General features: G+C 63.1%; 17 protein-coding genes. 9 read left to right on the top strand and 8 right to left on the bottom strand.

Translation table 11 applies throughout. From position 1 onward, the window contains the following. Window position 1: 1 nt before the first annotated feature. The 6 genes from CS1BSM3_RS15705 to secD all read left to right on the top strand — a co-directional run bounded on the left by CS1BSM3_RS15705 (window position 2) and on the right by secD (window position 8,075). On the top strand, window positions 2-634 hold the full coding sequence (locus tag CS1BSM3_RS15705; protein WP_072388461.1) for a hypothetical protein: 633 nt from the start codon (window positions 2-4) through the stop codon (window positions 632-634). Between the two features lie 438 nt (window positions 635-1,072). Continuing rightward, window positions 1,073-2,821 (top strand): ABC transporter permease, encoded by a 1,749-nt coding sequence (locus CS1BSM3_RS15695; RefSeq protein ID WP_072388457.1) that lies wholly within the window; start codon window positions 1,073-1,075, stop codon window positions 2,819-2,821. A 10-nt stretch (window positions 2,822-2,831) separates the two neighbouring features. Then, window positions 2,832-4,154: an ABC transporter ATP-binding protein gene (locus CS1BSM3_RS15690; protein ID WP_072388456.1), complete on the top strand. Its 1,323-nt coding sequence runs from the start codon at window positions 2,832-2,834 to the stop codon at window positions 4,152-4,154. Window positions 4,155-4,162: 8 nt separating this feature from the next. Next, entirely contained in the window at window positions 4,163-4,861 is a 699-nt protein-coding gene (locus tag CS1BSM3_RS15685) for an MgtC/SapB family protein (protein WP_072388454.1), read from the top strand. 103 nt (window positions 4,862-4,964) lie between these two features. Continuing rightward, window positions 4,965-5,429, top strand: a complete 465-nt coding sequence (locus CS1BSM3_RS28025) for a hypothetical protein (RefSeq protein WP_143149234.1) — start codon at window positions 4,965-4,967, stop codon at window positions 5,427-5,429. A 105-nt stretch (window positions 5,430-5,534) separates the two neighbouring features. Continuing rightward, entirely contained in the window at window positions 5,535-8,075 is a 2,541-nt protein-coding gene (gene secD / locus CS1BSM3_RS15680) for a protein translocase subunit SecD (protein ID WP_072388452.1), read from the top strand. A 175-nt stretch (window positions 8,076-8,250) separates the two neighbouring features. On the opposite strand, the gene CS1BSM3_RS15675 is transcribed toward secD, so the two are convergent. From CS1BSM3_RS15675 to CS1BSM3_RS15655, 5 genes are all read right to left on the bottom strand, one after another. Continuing rightward, window positions 8,251-9,522, bottom strand: coding sequence for an ABC transporter substrate-binding protein (locus CS1BSM3_RS15675; protein WP_072393807.1), 1,272 nt, complete (start codon window positions 9,520-9,522; stop codon window positions 8,251-8,253). Window positions 9,523-9,611: 89 nt separating this feature from the next. After that, entirely contained in the window at window positions 9,612-10,316 is a 705-nt protein-coding gene (locus tag CS1BSM3_RS15670; protein ID WP_072388450.1) for an ABC transporter ATP-binding protein, read from the bottom strand. Then, complete coding sequence (locus CS1BSM3_RS15665) at window positions 10,316-11,086, bottom strand: ABC transporter ATP-binding protein (RefSeq protein WP_244540533.1); 771 nt, start codon at window positions 11,084-11,086, stop codon at window positions 10,316-10,318. Before CS1BSM3_RS15665 ends, CS1BSM3_RS15670 begins: the two co-directional genes overlap by 1 nt. Continuing rightward, window positions 11,079-12,140, bottom strand: a complete 1,062-nt coding sequence (locus CS1BSM3_RS15660) for a branched-chain amino acid ABC transporter permease (protein ID WP_072388446.1) — start codon at window positions 12,138-12,140, stop codon at window positions 11,079-11,081. Before CS1BSM3_RS15660 ends, CS1BSM3_RS15665 begins: the two co-directional genes overlap by 8 nt. Further along, a complete protein-coding gene (locus CS1BSM3_RS15655; RefSeq protein WP_072393805.1) occupies window positions 12,137-12,997 on the bottom strand; it encodes a branched-chain amino acid ABC transporter permease in 861 nt (286 codons plus the stop codon). The genes CS1BSM3_RS15660 and CS1BSM3_RS15655 overlap by 4 nt, the downstream gene beginning before the upstream one ends. A gap of 247 nt (window positions 12,998-13,244) precedes the next feature. On the opposite strand from CS1BSM3_RS15655, the gene CS1BSM3_RS15650 reads away from it, so the two are divergent. From CS1BSM3_RS15650 to CS1BSM3_RS28020, 3 genes are read left to right on the top strand one after another with little or no spacing between them, the layout of a single operon-like run. Next, entirely contained in the window at window positions 13,245-14,045 is an 801-nt protein-coding gene (locus tag CS1BSM3_RS15650) for a TrmB family transcriptional regulator (protein ID WP_072388444.1), read from the top strand. A 23-nt stretch (window positions 14,046-14,068) separates the two neighbouring features. Further along, on the top strand, window positions 14,069-15,121 hold the full coding sequence (locus CS1BSM3_RS15645; protein ID WP_072388443.1) for a carbon-nitrogen hydrolase family protein: 1,053 nt from the start codon (window positions 14,069-14,071) through the stop codon (window positions 15,119-15,121). Continuing rightward, window positions 15,118-15,294, top strand: coding sequence for a type 1 glutamine amidotransferase family protein (locus CS1BSM3_RS28020; RefSeq protein WP_210188791.1), 177 nt, complete (start codon window positions 15,118-15,120; stop codon window positions 15,292-15,294). The genes CS1BSM3_RS15645 and CS1BSM3_RS28020 overlap by 4 nt, the downstream gene beginning before the upstream one ends. A gap of 51 nt (window positions 15,295-15,345) precedes the next feature. On the opposite strand, the gene CS1BSM3_RS15640 is transcribed toward CS1BSM3_RS28020, so the two are convergent. Genes CS1BSM3_RS15640 through CS1BSM3_RS15630 form a run of 3 tightly spaced genes read right to left on the bottom strand, consistent with a single transcriptional unit; the run spans window position 15,346 to window position 17,322 of the window. Then, entirely contained in the window at window positions 15,346-15,660 is a 315-nt protein-coding gene (locus CS1BSM3_RS15640) for a hypothetical protein (protein WP_072388442.1), read from the bottom strand. Window positions 15,661-15,691: 31 nt separating this feature from the next. Continuing rightward, on the bottom strand, window positions 15,692-16,804 hold the full coding sequence (locus tag CS1BSM3_RS15635; RefSeq protein ID WP_072388441.1) for an FAD-dependent oxidoreductase: 1,113 nt from the start codon (window positions 16,802-16,804) through the stop codon (window positions 15,692-15,694). After that, window positions 16,804-17,322: a cupin domain-containing protein gene (locus CS1BSM3_RS15630; protein WP_072388440.1), complete on the bottom strand. Its 519-nt coding sequence runs from the start codon at window positions 17,320-17,322 to the stop codon at window positions 16,804-16,806. The genes CS1BSM3_RS15635 and CS1BSM3_RS15630 overlap by 1 nt, the downstream gene beginning before the upstream one ends. Window positions 17,323-17,785 lie beyond the last annotated feature (463 nt).

Below are 17,785 nucleotides of genomic sequence, written 5' to 3'. Positions count from 1 at the left end.
GATGATCGAAGCGTCGCCATGGCTGACTGTTGCAGGGCTCGGCGCCTTTCATGGCCTGAACCCCGCGATGGGCTGGCTGTTTGCGGTGGCGCTCGGTCTTCATCGGCAGAGCCGGACCATAGTGATCGTGTCGCTGCTGCCGATCGCCATCGGCCATGCCATCTCGATCGCAGCCGTTGCAGGCCTGCTCGTGGTCGCCGGTGCCTTCGTGCCGCACGATCTCGTGCGCGTTGGTGCCGGCGCATCTCTCCTGGTATGGGCGGCCTACCACTGGCGCTTCGGGCACCGACATCGCGTGCGCTTCGGCATGCAGGTCGGACTTTGCGGTCTTGTCGTCTGGTCGTTCCTGATGGCAGCAACCCATGGCGCCGGTCTCATGCTGTGGCCAGCGCTCATGCAGACATGCCTTGGCGGAGGCGCGGCCGCCGCTGGTTCTGTATCGCCAATGGCATCAGCACTCGCCGGTGTCGGGATTCACACGCTTGCGATGCTGGCGACGACGGCTGTCATTGCCGTCATCGTGCATGAATGTCTTGGTGTCGCTGTCCTTCGGAGCGCCTGGCTGAACTTCGACCTGCTCTGGGTGGCAGCATTGGCGGTGGCCGGCGCGCTGCTGATCGCCAATCTCATCTGAGGGCAAACAGAATGAGGTCTGCGCTCAAGGAGATCTTCGAGAAGCCGCTTTCGCGCGCTCGCTCCACCCACGATCATTGAAGTCATACCGACATCGCTCCACCTGAGGCCACACCATTGCTCGCGGCGCCGTGGTCCCAGCCGCATGGTGGAGCTCCTCCGCTCTCGCGCGCTCAATCAGCTCGTGCGCGACGACATCGCGCACGACTGCAGTTCGAGCCCCTGCGCACTATTCCTTTTCGGGCTTGACAGCGGCGTTGCGCTTCGCCATCGGTGGCGGGCGCCCGACCTGTCAAAGGGCTGGGACGCTTTCAACGTAAAGGCCAAGGACGATGCCAAGCGACAGTAGTCGACAGTCAAAGCCATCGTCGGTGTCCGAGAGCTGATCGTCGCTTGACGCTCGCCTCGGTCGCCGCGATGGCGACGCATGAGGTGAGCGATGATATTCTTTCCCCGGTCAGCCGGGCCCCATGCCGGTACGCCGGCTTCCATCTGGCGTGCGCTGATCCCCAACCGCTACGATGCGGTCGTCGGTATTCTCCTGCTTGCAGTCACGATCGCCCTCGCCTATGCGGCGAGAGGCTTCGGCCAGCCGTTGGCGGTGCTCGAGGCCGCATCGATCACGCTGTCGCCGTGGGCGCTGCCGGAATACGCCCTGCAGTCGACGCTCAGGATGTTTGCGGCGATCATCGTCTCGCTCACCTTCACCTTCAGCGTCGCGACGCTCGCCGCCAAGAACCGGCGCGCCGAGCAGATCATCATCCCGGCGCTCGACATCCTTCAGTCCGTGCCCGTGCTGGGCTTCCTCACCTTCACCGTCGTTTTCTTCATGGGGCTCTTTCCGGGAAGCCGGATGGGTGCCGAGCTCGCCGCCATGTTCGCGATCTTCACGAGCCAGGCCTGGAATATGGCTTTCTCGTTCTATCAGTCGCTGAAGACGGTGCCGACTGAGCTGGATGAAGCGGCCCGGCATTTCCAGCTCTCGGCCTGGATGCGCTTCTGGCGCGTGGAGGCGCCGTTTGCCGCGCCGGGGCTCATCTGGAACACGATGATGTCGATGTCGGGCGGCTGGTTCTTCGTCGTTGCCTCGGAAGCGATCACGGTCGGCAGTACGGAGGTCCGTTTGCCGGGGATCGGATCGTATCTCGCGCTCGCAATCGACGAACGCAACCTGCCCGCCGTGGGCTGGGCCATCCTGGCCATGGCCATCGTCATCCTGGCCTATGACCAGCTCGTCTTCCGGCCGATCGTGGCCTGGGCCGACAAGTTCCGCGCCGAGCAGACGGCGGGCGCGGAAAGGCCGCGCTCATGGGTGCTCGCCCTGATACGCCGCACGCACTTGCTGAGGGCCTTTGCGATGGTTTGGGGCCGGGCTGCCGACAGCGTGGGCGGATTGGTGCAGCGTTTTGCACCGAAGCCGCTGCATTCGGGGATCACGTCGTCACCGGTCTTTGATGTCGCGTGGCACGGCATCCTGGCTCTGCTCGTGCTGTGGGGCCTGTGGACCGTCATCAGCTACGTCTATGCGCACTTCGGGCTCGCGGATTTGGCCACGGTTCTGCTCGGGGGCCTCGCGACGCTGCTTCGCGTCGTGGTCCTGGTCGGCATGGCGAGCCTCGTCTGGGTGCCGATCGGTGTGTGGATAGGTCTTCGGCCAGGGCTCGCCGATCGCATCCAGCCGCTGGCGCAGTTCCTTGCCGCCTTCCCTGCGAACGTGATGTTTCCGGTATTCGTCATGGTGATCGTGGCATTCAGGCTCGAGCCGAATGTCTGGCTCTCGCCACTGATGATCCTCGGCGCACAATGGTACATTCTGTTCAACGTGATCGCCGGCGCGAGCGCCTTCCCCAATGACCTGCGCGATGCTGCGACCCTGATGGGCGCGCGCGGCCGGCAGTGGTGGCAGAAGGTCATCCTGCCCGGCATCTTCCCCTACTACGTGACGGGGGCGCTCACCGCCACCGGAGGCGCTTGGAACGCCTCGATCGTCGCCGAAGTCGCACAGTGGGGCGACGTCAAGCTCACCGCGACAGGCCTTGGCGCGTACATCGCAGAGGCGACGCAGGCCGGCGATATCCCGCGCGTCGTGCTCGGCATTGCGGTGATGTCGACGCTGGTGATTTTGCTCAATCGCTTGCTGTGGCGGCGCCTCTATGGGTTTGCTGAGCGCAAGCTGCGCTTCGACTAAGGAAACCGTCATGAAAGACACGCTCACGACGCCCGATGCGATCGCCGCCGACATCGTCCGTGTCACGAACCTGACACACGCCTTCTCCAAGGATGGCGGACGATCGCAGCCTGTTCTCGACAACGTCTGCCTCAGCGTTGCCGATGGCGAGATCGTCTCCCTGCTTGGCCGCTCCGGCTCGGGCAAGTCTACGCTGCTCAGGATCATTGCCGGGCTGCTCAAGCCCACGAAGGGCGAGGTCATGCTCGATGGCAAGCCGGTGACGGCCCCCGCCGCCGGCGTCGCAATGGTATTCCAGACCTTTGCGCTGATGCCCTGGCTCACCGTGCTGGAGAATGTCGAGTTCGGCCTCGAAGCGCAGGGCGTCCCCCGTGACGAACGCCGCAAGCGGGCGCTCGCGGCAATCGATCTTATCGGCCTCGATGGGTTCGAGAGCGCATACCCCAAGGAGCTGTCGGGCGGCATGCGCCAGCGCGTCGGTTTCGCGCGGGCGCTCGTCATGCACTCCAAGCTCCTTCTGATGGACGAGGCCTTCTCCGCGCTCGACGTGCTCACGGCCGAGACCCTGCGTACCGACCTCATCGACCTGTGGTCGGAGGGCCGACTGCCGATCCGCTCCATTCTGATGGTCACGCACAACATCGAGGAAGCCGTCCTGATGTCCGACCGCATTCTGCTGATGTCGTCGGCTCCCGGGCGCATCACGTCCGAGATCAAGGTCGACATTCCTCAACCGAGGCGCCGGCAGGATACGACCTTCCGTGCCCTCGTCGACGACATCTATGCGCGGATGACGACGCACGGCGCCGCCACCATCAAGCCGGGTGTTTTTCCGGGCACGGGCATCGGCATGGCCCTGCCGCGCGTATCGTCGAACGCTTTATCGGGGCTGATGGAAGCGCTGGCCGGCCCGCCCTATGACGGGCAGGCCGATCTCCCGCTTCTCGCCGACGCGTTGCATATTCCCGGCGAGCAGCTCCTGAGGCTCAGCGAAGTCCTGCAGCTTCTGCGCTTCGCGGAGCTGGCCGAAGGCGACGTCAAGTTGACCCCTGCCGGCCGCCGCTTTGCCGCACTCGATGTCGATGAGCGCAAAGCGCTGTTCCGGCAGCACCTGCTGGCTCACGTGCCCATTGCAGCGCACATCCGACGCGTGCTCGACGAACGCCCGTCGCATCGCGCGCCGATGCTGCGTTTCAAGGACGAGCTGGAAGACCATATGGGCGAGACCGCCGCCGATCAGACGCTGCGCGCGGTCATATCGCTCGCACGCTACGGCGAGGTCTTTGCCTATGATGAGCAGTCCGGCGCATTCAATCTCGACAATCCGACGTGAGGTCTCACATGCTCGCCGGTATCGATCAGACGGCCCTGAACCTTGCTGTGGCCCTCATCCTCGGCGCCGCTATCGGCTTCGAGCGGCAGTGGCGTCAACGCCTCGCTGGCCTGCGCACGAATGCCCTCGTCTCCCTCGGGGCAGCGACCTTCGTGATGTTCGCCGGTCTGTTTCCGGGCGAGGCCAGCCCGACCCGAATGGCGGCGCAGGTCGTCTCCGGCATCGGCTTTCTCGGCGCGGGCCTGATCTTCAAGGAAGGCTTCAGCGTGCGCGGCCTCAACACGGCGGCGACGCTCTGGTGCTCGGCGGCCATCGGGGTGGTGAGCGGTGCAGGCTTCCTCGTCCACGCCGCGCTGGCCACGGTCTTCGTCTTCAGCGTCAACCTGCTCCTGCGGCCGGCCGCCTACTGGATCAGCCGGCACCTGCCCGCCGCTCCGGCCGAGCTGGAGCAGGCTTACCACGTCAATGTCGTGTGCCGGGGAGCTGACGAAGCTCATGTGCGCGCCCTCCTCCTCCAAGGTCTGGCGGGTGGAGAGATGCGCCTTGTCGAGCTGGAGAGCATCAACATCGAAGGTAGCGACCGCGTGTCCGTGTCGGCGGCGCTGCGCGCGGAGAAGCGCAACGATACAGTTCTCGAGCGTGTCGTCGGCCGCTTGAGCCTGGAGCCCGCGGTCACCAGCGCGCGCTGGAGCATCGACCATTTGTGAAGCGGGTGATGGACCGGGCCGGAAGAGTGTCGGAGCCACGGCTAGCCCTGCACTAGTGGATCGGTAGCAGCCAGGACTACCCGAACGGCGTGTGTTGGCCTATATGGACGCCATGATCCGCGCGGACGACCATAAAGTGGCAGTGCGAGGGACGCAGTCGGTGCGGCACACCATGCCGGCGCTGGCGGAATCTCGCCTGCTGTCCGTATGCTGGATGCTGTTCATGCTGCTGGCCCTCCATTGGGCCATGCCATTTGGACAGCCCGCGGGGCCGTCTTCAGTTGCCGTTGCCGGCGATTGCGGCAGCGGGTTGGCCGCCGGCGAGCACACCGGCAAACCAGCCATCCAGCCGCGTCTCCGTGCCGTTTCGGCATTGGCCGAAGTCAGGCTTTTTGCAGGCAAGCGCGACCATTCGTCCGACGATCAATCGCCGTTCGGACTGGCCGCTGCGCCCCCTCGGCATGACGAGCCAGTAGCGACACCGGAGCGGGCTGCCGGTCGCAATGCAGTTTCGTTGACCGCGCGGGCGCACGCCTATGAAGCGCGGGGCCCCCCTCTCCCCGCCTGATCGCTGCCGCCCCTCAGGCGGCTTTCGCCCCCAAAATTTCATGCCGGTACGCTGTGCGGTTCCAACCACCGCTGGCGCGCCGCCCGTTGCCCGGATGGCTATCGAATGCGCACGTCAAAGTGGGTGATGTTCACCTATACCGCAATCATTCTGCTCGGCATCATTGCCGCCTTTCCCAATCTTCTGACCAAGCCGCAGCTCGACGCGCTGCCAAACTGGATACCCAAGCGACAGGTCACGCTCGGCCTCGACCTCAGCGGTGGCGCTCATCTCGTGTTCGAGGTCGATGCCAAGGCGCTGAAGGCCCACCGCATCGACGCACTCACAAAGGACGTTCAGGGTCGGCTGAGTGCCGAGAAGATTTCGTTTGCCCCAGTTCAGCGCACCGGAGATGGCGTCCGCGTCACGCTCACGGATGAGAGCCAGCGCTCGCGCGCCCTATCCGCACTGCAGGGGCTGATCACGATGGTCGGTCATACGGGCTTCGGAACGCCGGATCTCGAGGTGAACGCCGACGGCCAAGCCATTGAGGTGCGCTTGACCGAGGCTGGCCTGCGCGATCGCTTGAACGCGGCCGCCGAGCAGAGCCTCGAGATCGTACGTCAGCGCGTAGATCAGGCCGGCATGGCCGAGCCGATCATCCAGCGCGTCGACGGCAATCGCATCCTCGTACAAATGCCGGGTCTGCAGGATCCGACCCATCTGCGCCAGCTCGTCGGCTCAACAGCTCAGATGAGCTTTCACATGCTGTCTGAAGAAGGCGGCACGCAGGGACCCCTTCCGCGTGGTGTCTCGATGCTGACGTCTCCGGATGGACGGGAACGATATCCGGTCCAGGATCGCATCGCCCTCAGCGGTGAGCGGCTGGTCGATGCTCGCGCCGGCTTCGACCATCGGACGAACGAGCCGATTGTCACCTTCCGCTTCGATAGCGCCGGCGCACGACAGTTCGCCAATATCACAAGCGCCAACATCGGCCGGCCCTTCGCCATCGTCCTGGATGGAAAGGTTTTGAGCGCGCCTGTCATTCGTGAGCCCATCGTCAGCGGCTCGGGGCAGATCAGCGGCCACTTCACGGTACAGGATACCGTCGTTCTGTCGGCTCTTCTGCGCGCAGGCTCTCTGCCGGCTCCCCTGACGGTCATCGAGGAGCGCACCGTCGGGCCGGATCTCGGTGCCGATGCCATCAAGACGGGCATCTACACCGGCATTCTGGGCTTGGCCTTGGTCGTCTCCACCATGGTCATTCTCTACGGACCCTGGGGCCTCATCGCCAATCTGGCACTCGCCTTCAATATTGCGCTGACCTTCGGCGCGCTCAGTCTGCTCGGAGCGACACTGACGCTTCCTGGCATAGCGGCTATCGTCCTCGGCATCGGGCTCGCCGTCGACGCCAACATTCTCATCAACGAGCGCATCCGCGAGGAGACGAGAAAAGGAGCGAGTGCCTTCAAGGCGCTGGATCTCGGCTTCAGCCGCGCCTACTCGACCATTATCGACGCGAACATCACGTCGCTTATCGCGACGACGCTGCTGTTCATGTTTGGCTCTGGACCAGTACGCGGATTTGCGGTCGCCATGTTCCTGGGTATCGCGATCTCGATGTTCACCGCCGTTGCCGTGGTGCGGGTGCTCATGACCGAGATCGTGCGCCGCCGAGGCTTGAAGACCCTCAAGATCGAGCCGCTCATCCGTCTGGCGCCAAATGGCACGTCCATATCGTTCATGAGGGCGCGCTTCTTCGGGATCGGCCTCTCGATCCTGCTGTCCCTTGCCTCGGTCGGCTTGTTCATGAAGCCGGGCCTGAGCTACGGCATCGACTTCAAGGGCGGCATCCAGATGGAGATCAAAACGCCAGAAACCGCCAACCTTGCGCAGCTCAGATCCGGACTTGGTGCACTAGGGCTCGGCGAGGTAGCCCTGCAGAACATCGGCGGCAACAACGGCGTTCTCGTGCGCGTGGAGCGTCAGGCTGGCGGCGAGAAAGCACAAACCGCTGCCCTTCAGACTATGCGGGACGCCATCGCACAGATCGCCCCCGGTTCCTCGATCGAGCGCACCGAGGTCGTCGGCCCCAAGGTCAGCGGCGAGCTCGCGCGCTCCGGCGTGCTTGCCGTTGTACTCGCGAGCCTCGCGATGCTCTTCTACATCTGGTGGCGGTTCGAATGGTACTTCGCCGCCGGCGCAATCGCGACGCTCATTCTCGATACGACGAAGACCGTGGGCTTCTTCGCGCTCACTGGCCTCGACTTCAATCTCACCGCGATTGCAGGACTTCTGACGATCATCGGATATTCGGTGAACGACAAGATCGTCGTCTACGATCGGATGCGTGAGAACCTTCGTCTCTACAAAACGATGCCGCTGAGAGAGATCATCGACAAGAGCATCAACGAGGTCCTGGCGCGATGCATCTTCACCTCCCTCACCACGTTCCTTGCAGTAGGCCCCATGGCCATCTGGGGCGGTTCCGCGGTTGCGAGCTTCGCCGTACCAATGGTCTTCGGAATCGTCGTGGCGACGAGCTCGTCGATCTTCATCGCCGCGCCGATACTGCTTCTGCTCGGGGACTGGCAGAAGCGGCGCAAGATGCATCCGGCTGAAGATGCGCAAACATCGTCGGTGAGGACCGCGGAGCAGACCTAGGCCGCGTCACGGCTTGCAGTCTTCCTCGATGCCGAGGCTTGCCTGCAAGCGATAGCCTCAATCCGGCTGCGCTCCCGAAGGCGGACGTCTGGATGACCGAGAGCAGGCTGCTCTCGGTCATTGTCCGGCGTCCCCTTGCCCCGAAACTACACCCAGGGGAACATCCCCGGCGTACTTAGAGCGGTTGCTTGGAGAAGTCGTAGCGAGGCGGCAGCATGGAGGCCATCTCCTCCTTGCTGACCTTCTTCTTGACGTGGAACTCGTCGTTCTCGATGCGGCTGATGTAGCAGTCGATCATGCCGCTATGGTCTTCCTTGCGGAGCGTCTTGGCGCCTTGCGCGAAGCCGAGCGAGTTGGCCATCTTCAGCCCCTCGAGGGCCTCGATTGCGCCCTTGTCGTCGCTCTTCTGCTTCCAGCCGCTCGCTTCAATGGCCTGCTTGAGCGCGAATAGATTTTCCCAGCTCTGCCAGGAGTGGCTCTTGGCATTGACCTTGTCGCTGCCGGTCTCACGCGCGTGCACGTCGTCCGTGCCGATCAGCTTGTTGTACGCCTTGTGGAACTCATCGTCCTTGTACTTCAGCATGCGCGGGAAGTTCTCGACGATATAGACGCCCTCCGCCGCACCCTTGAGATCGGCTGGCGCGATCGCCTCGATGGTGCCCGACACCGAGTACATCCGCATGGTCTTCTCGAGGCCCATGGACTTCGCTTGCGTGTAGAAGGCGATGGAAAGCGCGCCGAAGAATACGGAGAAGAGCACCTCGGTGTCCTGCGGGATGCGCGCGAGATAGGGCACCAGATCTTTTGCATCGAGCGGAACATAGATCGGGTCATAGACCTTGCCGCCGAGCTTCTCGATGACCGCCTTGTGCTCTTTGTAGTGGCTGTGTCCCCACGCGTAGTCGGGCGAGATGATCGTCCATGTCTTGCCGAGGTTCGCATACGCCCATGGCGCGCCGGCTGCAGCGAGGCCGTAAGTGTCGGTGCCTGTACGGAAGCTATAGCGCGTGCCACGCTCTCCAGTGGCTTCGGTCGCCTCGCCCGTCGAGAAATAGACCGTCTTCATCTCCGTCGCGACGGGGATCGACGCGAGCATGACGCCGGAGTGGACCGATCCCGTGATGAACGAGGCGCGATTGCGCTGAATGAGCGCGCGCAGCTTGCGAGCGCCGGCGGCGGGATTCGATTCCGTGTCTTCTGTCGCAAGCTCGAGCTTGCGGCCGGCGATGCCGCCGCTCTCGTTGATCACCTTCGTTGCGGCAAGGGCGGCCTTGTTGTGCCAATACCCCCAAGAGGCAAATCCACCCGTCAGCTCGCAGTGGTGGCCGATCACGATCGGGCCGCTCGCCTGCGCGAACGCAGACATGTCGCGCGCCAGACTGATATAGGCGCCGCTCGCGGCCGCGCCACCGGCCAGCGCAACTTCGAGGAAGCTGCGGCGTGTCATGCCGCTTCGCTCCCGCTTTTCGGCAGAGCTCTTCGGGAGGGAAATCTTGGGGGGACCCTTGGCCATGGCAGAAGCTCCTTCCTGATGAGCTAGAGAGAAACGCCGAGATAGCGGTGAACACTGGCGGGATCGGCACGCAGCGCGTCAGGCGTTGCCTCATGAACGATCGTGCCCCGCTCCATCAGATAGACGCGGCTTGCGAGGCGCAGTGCCGTGCGCAGATTCTGCTCGACCAGAAGGACGGAGATCCCGCGCTTGGCGATCTCCGCGATCTCGTGACGGATCTGCGAGACCAGCTTCGGCATGATGCCTTCGGTCGGCTCGTCGAGCATGATCAGTGACGGCTTCATGACGAGGCAGCGTGCGAGCGCGAGCATTTGCTGCTCGCCTCCCGAGAGCGTTCCGGCTGCTTGCGAGAGGCGCTCTTCGAGCCGTGGAAAGCGTCGGAAGATGTCCGCCATGACTTCCGGAGCGGGCGCGCGTGTCAGCCCGAGCGTGAGGTTCTCTTTCACCGACAGCAGCGGGAACATGCCGCGCCCCTGCGGGACGTAGCCAATACCGAGCGCGGCGAGCTTGTGGGGCTGAACCGTATCGAGATTTACGCCATTGTAGGTGGCAGTGCCGCCGGTGCGCTTCAAAAGCCCGAGCACGGCGCGCAGCGTCGACGTCTTTCCGACGCCATTGCGGCCCAGCAGCGCGACCGTTTCGCCGGGCTCGACGCGGAGCCTGACACCGCGCAGCACAGGGATCTTGCCGATGGAGGCCGTAACGCCGTCAATTACGAGTGCGCCCATCAGTCGGCCTCCTCAGGCGCGCCGAGATAAGCCTCCTGGACCTCGGCTGAGCTGCTGATCTGCGCTGGCGTACCGCGCGCGAGCAGCGCACCCTGCGCCATGACGATGATTTCATCGGCAATGGCGAACACGACTTCCATATCGTGCTCGATCAGAACGACATCGACGCTTTCCGAGATCGTGCGGATCGTCTCGACCGTCTGCTCGGTCTCCTGCGGACCCATGCCGCATACCGGCTCATCGAGCAGCAGAAGCTTGGGCTCATTGGCGAGCGCGAGAGCGATCTCGAGAAGGGCTATGTCCCCGTAGGAGAGTGCCGAAGCCCGTGTGTTCAGTTGCTTCCGGAGGCCAACCTGCACGACGAGCCCTTCGACGCGCTGATTGACGGCCCCGTAGGAGGAAGCGGGCCGGAAGGGGGAGACCAAGCCCTCGTGCGCCATGACCGCGGCCCGCACGTTCTCAGCAACCGTGAGGCCGGTGAAAACGCTCTTGATCTGGAGGGTGCGCGAAACGCCGCGGCGAACGATCTGATGCGGCTTCAGTCCGGTGATATCCTGGCCATGCACCTTGACACGACCTGCATCGGGGCGGATCTCGCCGGTGATGAGATTGAAGAGCGTCGTCTTTCCGGCGCCGTTCGGCCCAATGATCGCATTGAGGCGCCGAGCCGGCAGATCGAAGCTGATATTGTCGACGGCGACAAGACCGCCAAAGCGTCGCGTGAGGCCGTTCACACTGAGCGCGACTGCGCCGTCGCTACCGTCAAGCACCCGAGCCTCCCCGTGTCGCATCGGTGGTCGACTTGGCCAGGTCCTGCTCGCCCGAGGAAGCGGTTGTGTCGCTTGTGCCGGCGTCCTTGCTGCGCGTCAGGACCTGGAGTGCGTCATTCCAGGCCCCTGCCAGACCTCGCGGAGCGAACATGACGACCAGCACGGTGATCGCTCCCACGACGAACAGATAGTGTTCCCAGAATGTCGATATGACCTCGCGAAAGACAATGAGCAGTCCGGTACCGAAAAGAGGACCGAGCAGGCTTCCCGCGCCGCCTACGATCGCCCACACCACGGCCTCGCCCGACACGTGGTAGAACATGTACGAGGCCGAGGCATAGCGCCCGAAGAAAGCAAAGAGCGCCCCCGATGCGCCGGCAAGCGCGCCCGCGAGCACGAAGGCCACGTAGCGCGTCACGTAGACATTGATGCCCACAAGCGCAGCGCGCCGATCGTTCTCGCGCACAGCCATGAAGCGCACGCCGAGCGGACTGCGGACGATGATGCTGAACAGTCCGTAGAAGCCGGCGACGACGAGAAGGATCGTGTAGTACTGCACGGACTGGTCAGCTAGCGAGAGCTTGAGACCGCCTAGCGACACGACATCAGGCACACTGAAGGAGATGCCGTCGTCGCCGCCGGTGATCGGCTTGGCGCTCATCGCTGCAAAATAAAGAATGAGCGAAAAAACGACCGTGATGATCGCGAAGTAGTGCCAGGTCAACCGAACCGCAACGCTTCCCGCGATGGCCGCCATGATCATCGCTGCGACGACTCCGACCGCGAGGCCGCCCCAGAAACCGGCTCCCCAGTGAATGACCGACAGAGCCGCGCCGTACATGCCCACGCCGAAGTAGAGAGCCTGCCCGAAGGAGAGAAGGCCGACATAGCCGAGCAGGAGGTTGACGCTGGCCGCCAGGAGGGACCAGATCAGGATCTCCGCAACGACGTCGATCCAGAACGGGCTGCCGAGCAGCGGAAGAACTGTCGGAACGGCAAGCAGAGCCGCGACAGTCAGGATCAGCGCAGCGCGCGAGATGGCAACGGCTGTCATCGTGTTGCCCCCGAGAACAGACCATGGGGGCGCACGAGCAGCACGACGCTCATGAAACCAAGGGACACGATACGCGCGATCGTCGGGTCGGTCACGCTCGTCACCAGCCCCTCCATTACGGCCAGGAGCAACGCAGCAGCGACGGTTCCCTGCAGATTTCCGAGACCACCGATGATCACCGCCATGAAGCAGAAGGGTAGGATATCGACACCGGTGCGGAACTCCACGGTCGTGATGGGGGCCGCGATTGCGCCGCCCAGCAGGGCCATGGCCGTGCCGAGACCGAACGTGATGGCGCAGATCCGCGCGACCGGCACACCCAGAGCCGTCGCGGTTTCAGGGTCGTGGCGGACGGCGCGAATCCACGTGCCGAGCTTGGTGCGCGTGAGGAACAGGAAGAACGCGATGAGGCACAGCGTCGCGAAAGCGGCTGCAAAGATGCGGTAGACATCGTAGTCGATGCCAAACAGCGGGATCGTACCTTCGATGGGCGCCGCCATGCGGCGGGGCTGGGCGCCGTAGGTGGCGCGCACGCCCTCCTGCAACATCATCGAAAGACCGAACGTCGTCACGATGGTCAGCGAAGCTTGCCGAATGGTCGGGCGGATGATCACCCGCTCGAGAATCAGGCCGACACCAAGACCGATGACTGGCACGAGCAGCAGGGCGAGCCAATAGGAGCCCGTCGAGGTGGCGAGCACGAGCACGACCACCGTGCCGAGCATGAAGAAGTCTCCATGCGCGACGTTAATGATGTCGAGCAGGCCAAAGATGATGGAGAGGCCGAGCGCGATCAGCGCGATGATGAGCCCCCAAACCAAGCCGTTGACGGCGAGAGCCAGAACGAGCCCCGACACAAAGCCCCCAGTGTCAATCGCGCGAATGCGCAAGCTGCGGAAGAGGCCTTTCGGACCCCGATCGATCTATAGTCAGCATGGATTGACACTCAATGCAACGCCGCTGTGTGCACGTATTGCTGGCTATGTGCACATTTTTAACTCGTACGAACGAATGAGTGTCAATCTATGTCGACATAGGATATCAATAGGTGGCAGTGTGCGGCGCACACGCGTATCCGGCATCGGGAACCATTCAAGGAACTCAATGGCTATCGAACGTGCCCTGACGGATATCGGCCTGCACGAGACCGAAGTGCGCTTCTATCTGGCGGCGCTCGAGCTCGGGCAGGCGCCGATGCGCGACATCGCCCGCAAGGCCGACATCAGCCGCACGAATGCCTACGACGTTTTCTCGCGCCTGCTCGAGCAGCGGCTCGTAAACGAGATACCGCAAGCGGGCGAGCGCTCCATGCTGATCGCGGCGGAGTCGCCGGCGCGCGTGCTCGAGATCGTCGAGGAGCGACGCAAGAAGCTCGAGGCCGTCATGCCGGAGCTTCTGTCGCTGCACAATCGCACACCGGCGAAGCCGAAGGTTCGATACTTCCAGGGATCGGACGGGATCAAAGCCGTCCTGGACGAGACGATCGCTTGCCGCAGCAAGATGCTGCTCGGTATTCTCTCCATGAGCGATCTCTATGAGGTCCCGGGACGCGCGTGGATGGATGACAATGTTCGGCGGCGCATCGAGGCCGGCGTCACGCTACGCGTCGTGCGGTCGGCGACCAAGGACCTGCACAAGTTCTGGTCCGACAATCCCGCGGAGTTGCGCATTCTGCGCTACGCTCCCGAGCATTTCAGCTTCTCGATGACGACGTACATCTACGACGACACCGTCGCCCTGATTTCATCCCGCAAGGAGAACTTCGCCATGACCATTGAAAGCGCGGAGTTCGCAGCAATGCAGACAGGGCTGTTCGAGACGCTATGGGCCACCAGCCAGCCAGCCCAGAATGCGGGACGGCGTCCGGGCCGCGGTAAGCTCGCACACCTGCATTCCAACAAGTAAGCCAAACCTATCGGAACCTTCGCATGCCGCAGAATTATCCACGCTTCAAGGCCGCCGCCTGCCACATCGCGTCGGTCTTCCTGGATGCCGACGCAACGGTCGACAAGGCCATCGCCTTTATTCGCGAGGCTGCGAAGAAGGGCGCCGCGCTGGTGGCATTTCCCGAAAGTTTTATTCCCGGCTTCCCGATTTGGGCGGCGCTGCGGCCACCGATCGAGAACCATGACTTCTTCCGAGCGCTCGCGATGCAGTCCGTCCGAAAAGACGGCCAGGAGGTAGCGCGCCTTTGCGCCGCCGCCCGTGAATATGGAGTCTATGTTTCAACCGGTATCAGCGAAGGCACGGATGCGAGTGTCGGCTGTCTCTGGAACTCCAATCTGCTGATCGGTCCGGATGGCAGCATCCTCAATCATCATCGCAAGCTTGTCCCGACCTTCTACGAGAAGCTGATCTGGGCGAATGGCGATGCGCGCGGCTTGCGCGTCGCGCCAACCGAGGTCGGCCGTGTTGGCATGCTGATCTGCGGCGAGAACACCAACCCGCTGTCGCGCTACGCTCTCATGGCCGAAGGCGAGCAGGTGCACATCTCGACTTATCCGCCCATCTGGCCGACGCGCCCGCCGAGCGACAACACCGGCTACGATCTGCGCAAGGCCATCGAGATCCGTGCAGGTGCGCACGCATTCGAGGCGAAGGTCTTCAACATCGTTTCATCCGCACTCGCTGACGAAAAGCTCATCGCCGCAGTCGCGCGTGAGGACAAGAGCATTCGCGAGATCATCGAGCGCTCCCCCAAGAGCGTGTCGATGATCCTCGATCCGACAGGCTCCGTGATGAGCGAAGTGATCAGTGGCGAGGAGGGCATCGTCTATGGTGAGATCGACACGGCATTGTCGGTCGAGCCGAAGCAGTTTCATGATGTCGTCGGTTATTACAATCGCTTCGACATCTTCGATCTGAAGGTCGACAGGTCAGCCCGCGAGCCAGCGCGATACCTCGATTCGGCTATCGCTCAGCCCGCCGATGCAGAGGACCTGCGCTCCGAGCGCCCCATGGAGAGAGGTAGGCCGCAATGAGCATCGCCGTTCGCCACCAGATTGGACCGGCACTCTTTCCGCGCTTGACCCAACTCGACCTGACGGGGCCGTTTGAGGTTCTGGCGCGCCTGCCGAATGCCGACGTCCATCTCGTCTGGAAGGACCTCCAGGCTATCGTTGGCGCGCCCGTTGGTGAAAAATGCAAATCTTAAGCTTGCCCTGCTTCGCAACAGGTGCCTGTGGCTACGCCTCGCCGTGCACGCCTAAGAGCTCAGCGCTGCGTCCTGAATGCTGCGCTCGTGATCGATCGCGACATCTAGCTGGTCGATGAGCTTCTGAAGCTCGGCAATGTCCTGCGCGCGACCGACAAAGGCCACCGGATAGGTGATCGCGTCCTGGGCCAGATATCGGCGCTTGTCGATCAGCATCTTTCGCAGCTTGAGAAGGTTGCCGATAGGATCGATCGCCGCTGCCGTCTCGCCGAAATCATCGGTGGGACGTGCATACCCCGAGGCGTCGGAGAGTGTGTCATAGTCCTCCGGACGCGGCGGCGCTTTGAACTTGGTCTCGCTGCTCATTGTTTGGCTCTCTGTGTCTGTCGAGGGCGTATCAGGCGGACTTCTTGAACCAGCCGGGAACGTCCGTGTTGAGGAGAGACCTCAATTCCGGCGCGCTGAAGAAGATCTCGTTCTTCGGATCCAGACGACCGGCCGTTATGCCTGCCGCGTAGTCCTGCGTGAAGTCGATCAGAGGACGAATGCGCTTCTCCCATTGGCCGAGCACCGCCTCCAAGGGACCGCTCTCGAAATCACTGGATGCGAGCGCGTAGGCCGTCATCATGGACGAGCACGCCCCCTGGCCTAGCGCAGGCGTCATCCCATGAGCGGCATCGCCGATGAGCGCGCAGCGTCCAAAGTGCCAACTGGGCGGCGATATGGAGTAGTAGACATCGCAGTGCCCCATATCTCCCGCGCGCTCGAAGAAAGTCCCGATTGTCGGGAAGGACTCCGTCCACGCCTTGGGATCGATCGGCACGGCGTGCGCCGCCGTGTCTTCCTTGAGAGCCGCGACAATCATGTAAGACACGGTCGGCGAGACCGGCAGGATACCCACGCGGCGACCGTTCGGGTGATTGTATTCGCGGCCAATGCGATTGTTGCCGCCGGGGAAATCCTTGTCCTCGGTCGGAATGAGCATCCGGATCGCGACCTTGCGGTGCTCACCGAGAGGCAGATTGCCCGCAACGGAGCGCCGCACAACCGAGTGAATCCCGTCAGCGCCGATGACCAGATCCGCGGTCAAGCGCGTACCGTCCTCGAGGAGGACAGCGCCCTCGCGCTCGGCGCCGACGACCTTCGATCCAAGCACGATCTCGACGCCGGCTGCCCTTGCGGACTTCGCCAGGAAATCGATGATGGCTTGCCGGGCGAACATCGTAATGCGGCCGCCAGTGGATTCGTACGGATCGTGCTCGACAGCAATCTCGCCGGTGTTGTGATAGATGATCCAGCGGTCGAGCACATAGCCGTACGCACTGGCATCCTCGTCGGGCTCGATCGCCTCGAGAATGCGCAGGCCGTTCTCGAATATGGTGATGCCGTTCCCGCTTGCCCGTAGAGTGGGGCTCCTCTCATGGACGCGAACGGACCACCCCCTCCGCGCCAGCACGACGGCTGCAACTAGCCCGGCGATGCCGCCGCCGACGATCTCTGCAGAAGGCACTATTCCACTCCCTGCTCTGCTTCGGCCCACAGTTCAACGAGAGGCCCGCCGGCCCCGTGGAGAGGATCCATGCTCGGGAGGGGCACGCGACGCGAGCGCGCCACCATGCGCGTGTACTCGTCGGGATAGCCGAGGCGGAAATCGTGGATACCAAAGCCAAGCGGGAAGGCTCCAGTCAGGCGCAGGTCATCCGTAATGGACACGCCAAAGTGGCCCACGCCTGCCGGGATGACGACCAGATCGCCCATGCTCAGCATGACGTCGATACCGTCGTGGCCGCCGAAGCGACCGTTGAGCGTGCCCCGCGTCACGGCGATAAGCTCGTGGGCATCGCTGTGAAAATGGTGCTTGGGGTACATGCCGAATGACGTGTGCCAGTCGGGCGGCCACTCGTTCCGGCGAAGCTTCGCCTCCATCTCGAGAGGCGGCTCGGTGATGCCACCGCGATAAATGACCAAGGGAAAGCGGGAATTGGGAACGCGCCCGTTTCCTTTCAGGCGATGCACTTCGATGTCCATCGATGTCTCCCGGATACTGATCCTGCGTGGTCGCCGGCAGCTCGCGCGTCTTCGATGGGCGCTAGCCTCCTGCCCGTCACCACGCGCAGCCACCGCGCTAGGGGCGCCACATCAGCCAGATCGATGATGTGGAGGCACTCGGACGGCCGACTTCGCGAGTACGACCATCCCCATCCATATTAAACGGACGATTTTCTGTCAATCGTCTATTTTTAAGTCGATATCTTCAATGAGAACAACACACGGGAACGAATCCGGGGCACGCCAGCCGCGATCCGCCTCGTAAGCGGGGGCCCGCCCCGCCTTGCGTCGTCGGCAACGGAAAAGCCGTGAGGACCATTACGCAGGCATTTAGCGCGGCACGAGCACCCGGAGCTTCGGCACAAACTCGACCGCCTATCACCCATGCTCCGAATCTTTTTTGACATAGATCAAATATTCGACTAAATTTGGTCATTAGAGG

The organism is Hyphomicrobium sp. CS1BSMeth3, assembly GCF_900117415.1.
Taxonomy (GTDB): domain Bacteria; phylum Pseudomonadota; class Alphaproteobacteria; order Rhizobiales; family Hyphomicrobiaceae.
The sequence above is the reverse complement of the archived record's forward strand: the minus strand, read 5'-3'. Positions and strand labels throughout refer to the sequence as shown.

Coding starts and splice junctions, on each gene's coding strand:
- CS1BSM3_RS15705 (WP_072388461.1), top strand. CDS start 2: ATGATCGAAGCGTCGCCATGGCTGACTGTTGCAGGGCTCGGCGCCTTT.
- CS1BSM3_RS15695 (WP_072388457.1), top strand. CDS start 1,073: ATGATATTCTTTCCCCGGTCAGCCGGGCCCCATGCCGGTACGCCGGCT.
- CS1BSM3_RS15690 (WP_072388456.1), top strand. CDS start 2,832: ATGAAAGACACGCTCACGACGCCCGATGCGATCGCCGCCGACATCGTC.
- CS1BSM3_RS15685 (WP_072388454.1), top strand. CDS start 4,163: ATGCTCGCCGGTATCGATCAGACGGCCCTGAACCTTGCTGTGGCCCTC.
- CS1BSM3_RS28025 (WP_143149234.1), top strand. CDS start 4,965: ATGGACGCCATGATCCGCGCGGACGACCATAAAGTGGCAGTGCGAGGG.
- secD (WP_072388452.1), top strand. CDS start 5,535: ATGCGCACGTCAAAGTGGGTGATGTTCACCTATACCGCAATCATTCTG.
- CS1BSM3_RS15675 (WP_072393807.1), bottom strand. CDS start 9,522: ATGACACGCCGCAGCTTCCTCGAAGTTGCGCTGGCCGGTGGCGCGGCC.
- CS1BSM3_RS15670 (WP_072388450.1), bottom strand. CDS start 10,316: ATGGGCGCACTCGTAATTGACGGCGTTACGGCCTCCATCGGCAAGATC.
- CS1BSM3_RS15660 (WP_072388446.1), bottom strand. CDS start 12,140: ATGACAGCCGTTGCCATCTCGCGCGCTGCGCTGATCCTGACTGTCGCG.
- CS1BSM3_RS15650 (WP_072388444.1), top strand. CDS start 13,245: ATGGCTATCGAACGTGCCCTGACGGATATCGGCCTGCACGAGACCGAA.
- CS1BSM3_RS15645 (WP_072388443.1), top strand. CDS start 14,069: ATGCCGCAGAATTATCCACGCTTCAAGGCCGCCGCCTGCCACATCGCG.
- CS1BSM3_RS28020 (WP_210188791.1), top strand. CDS start 15,118: ATGAGCATCGCCGTTCGCCACCAGATTGGACCGGCACTCTTTCCGCGC.
- CS1BSM3_RS15640 (WP_072388442.1), bottom strand. CDS start 15,660: ATGAGCAGCGAGACCAAGTTCAAAGCGCCGCCGCGTCCGGAGGACTAT.
- CS1BSM3_RS15630 (WP_072388440.1), bottom strand. CDS start 17,322: ATGGACATCGAAGTGCATCGCCTGAAAGGAAACGGGCGCGTTCCCAAT.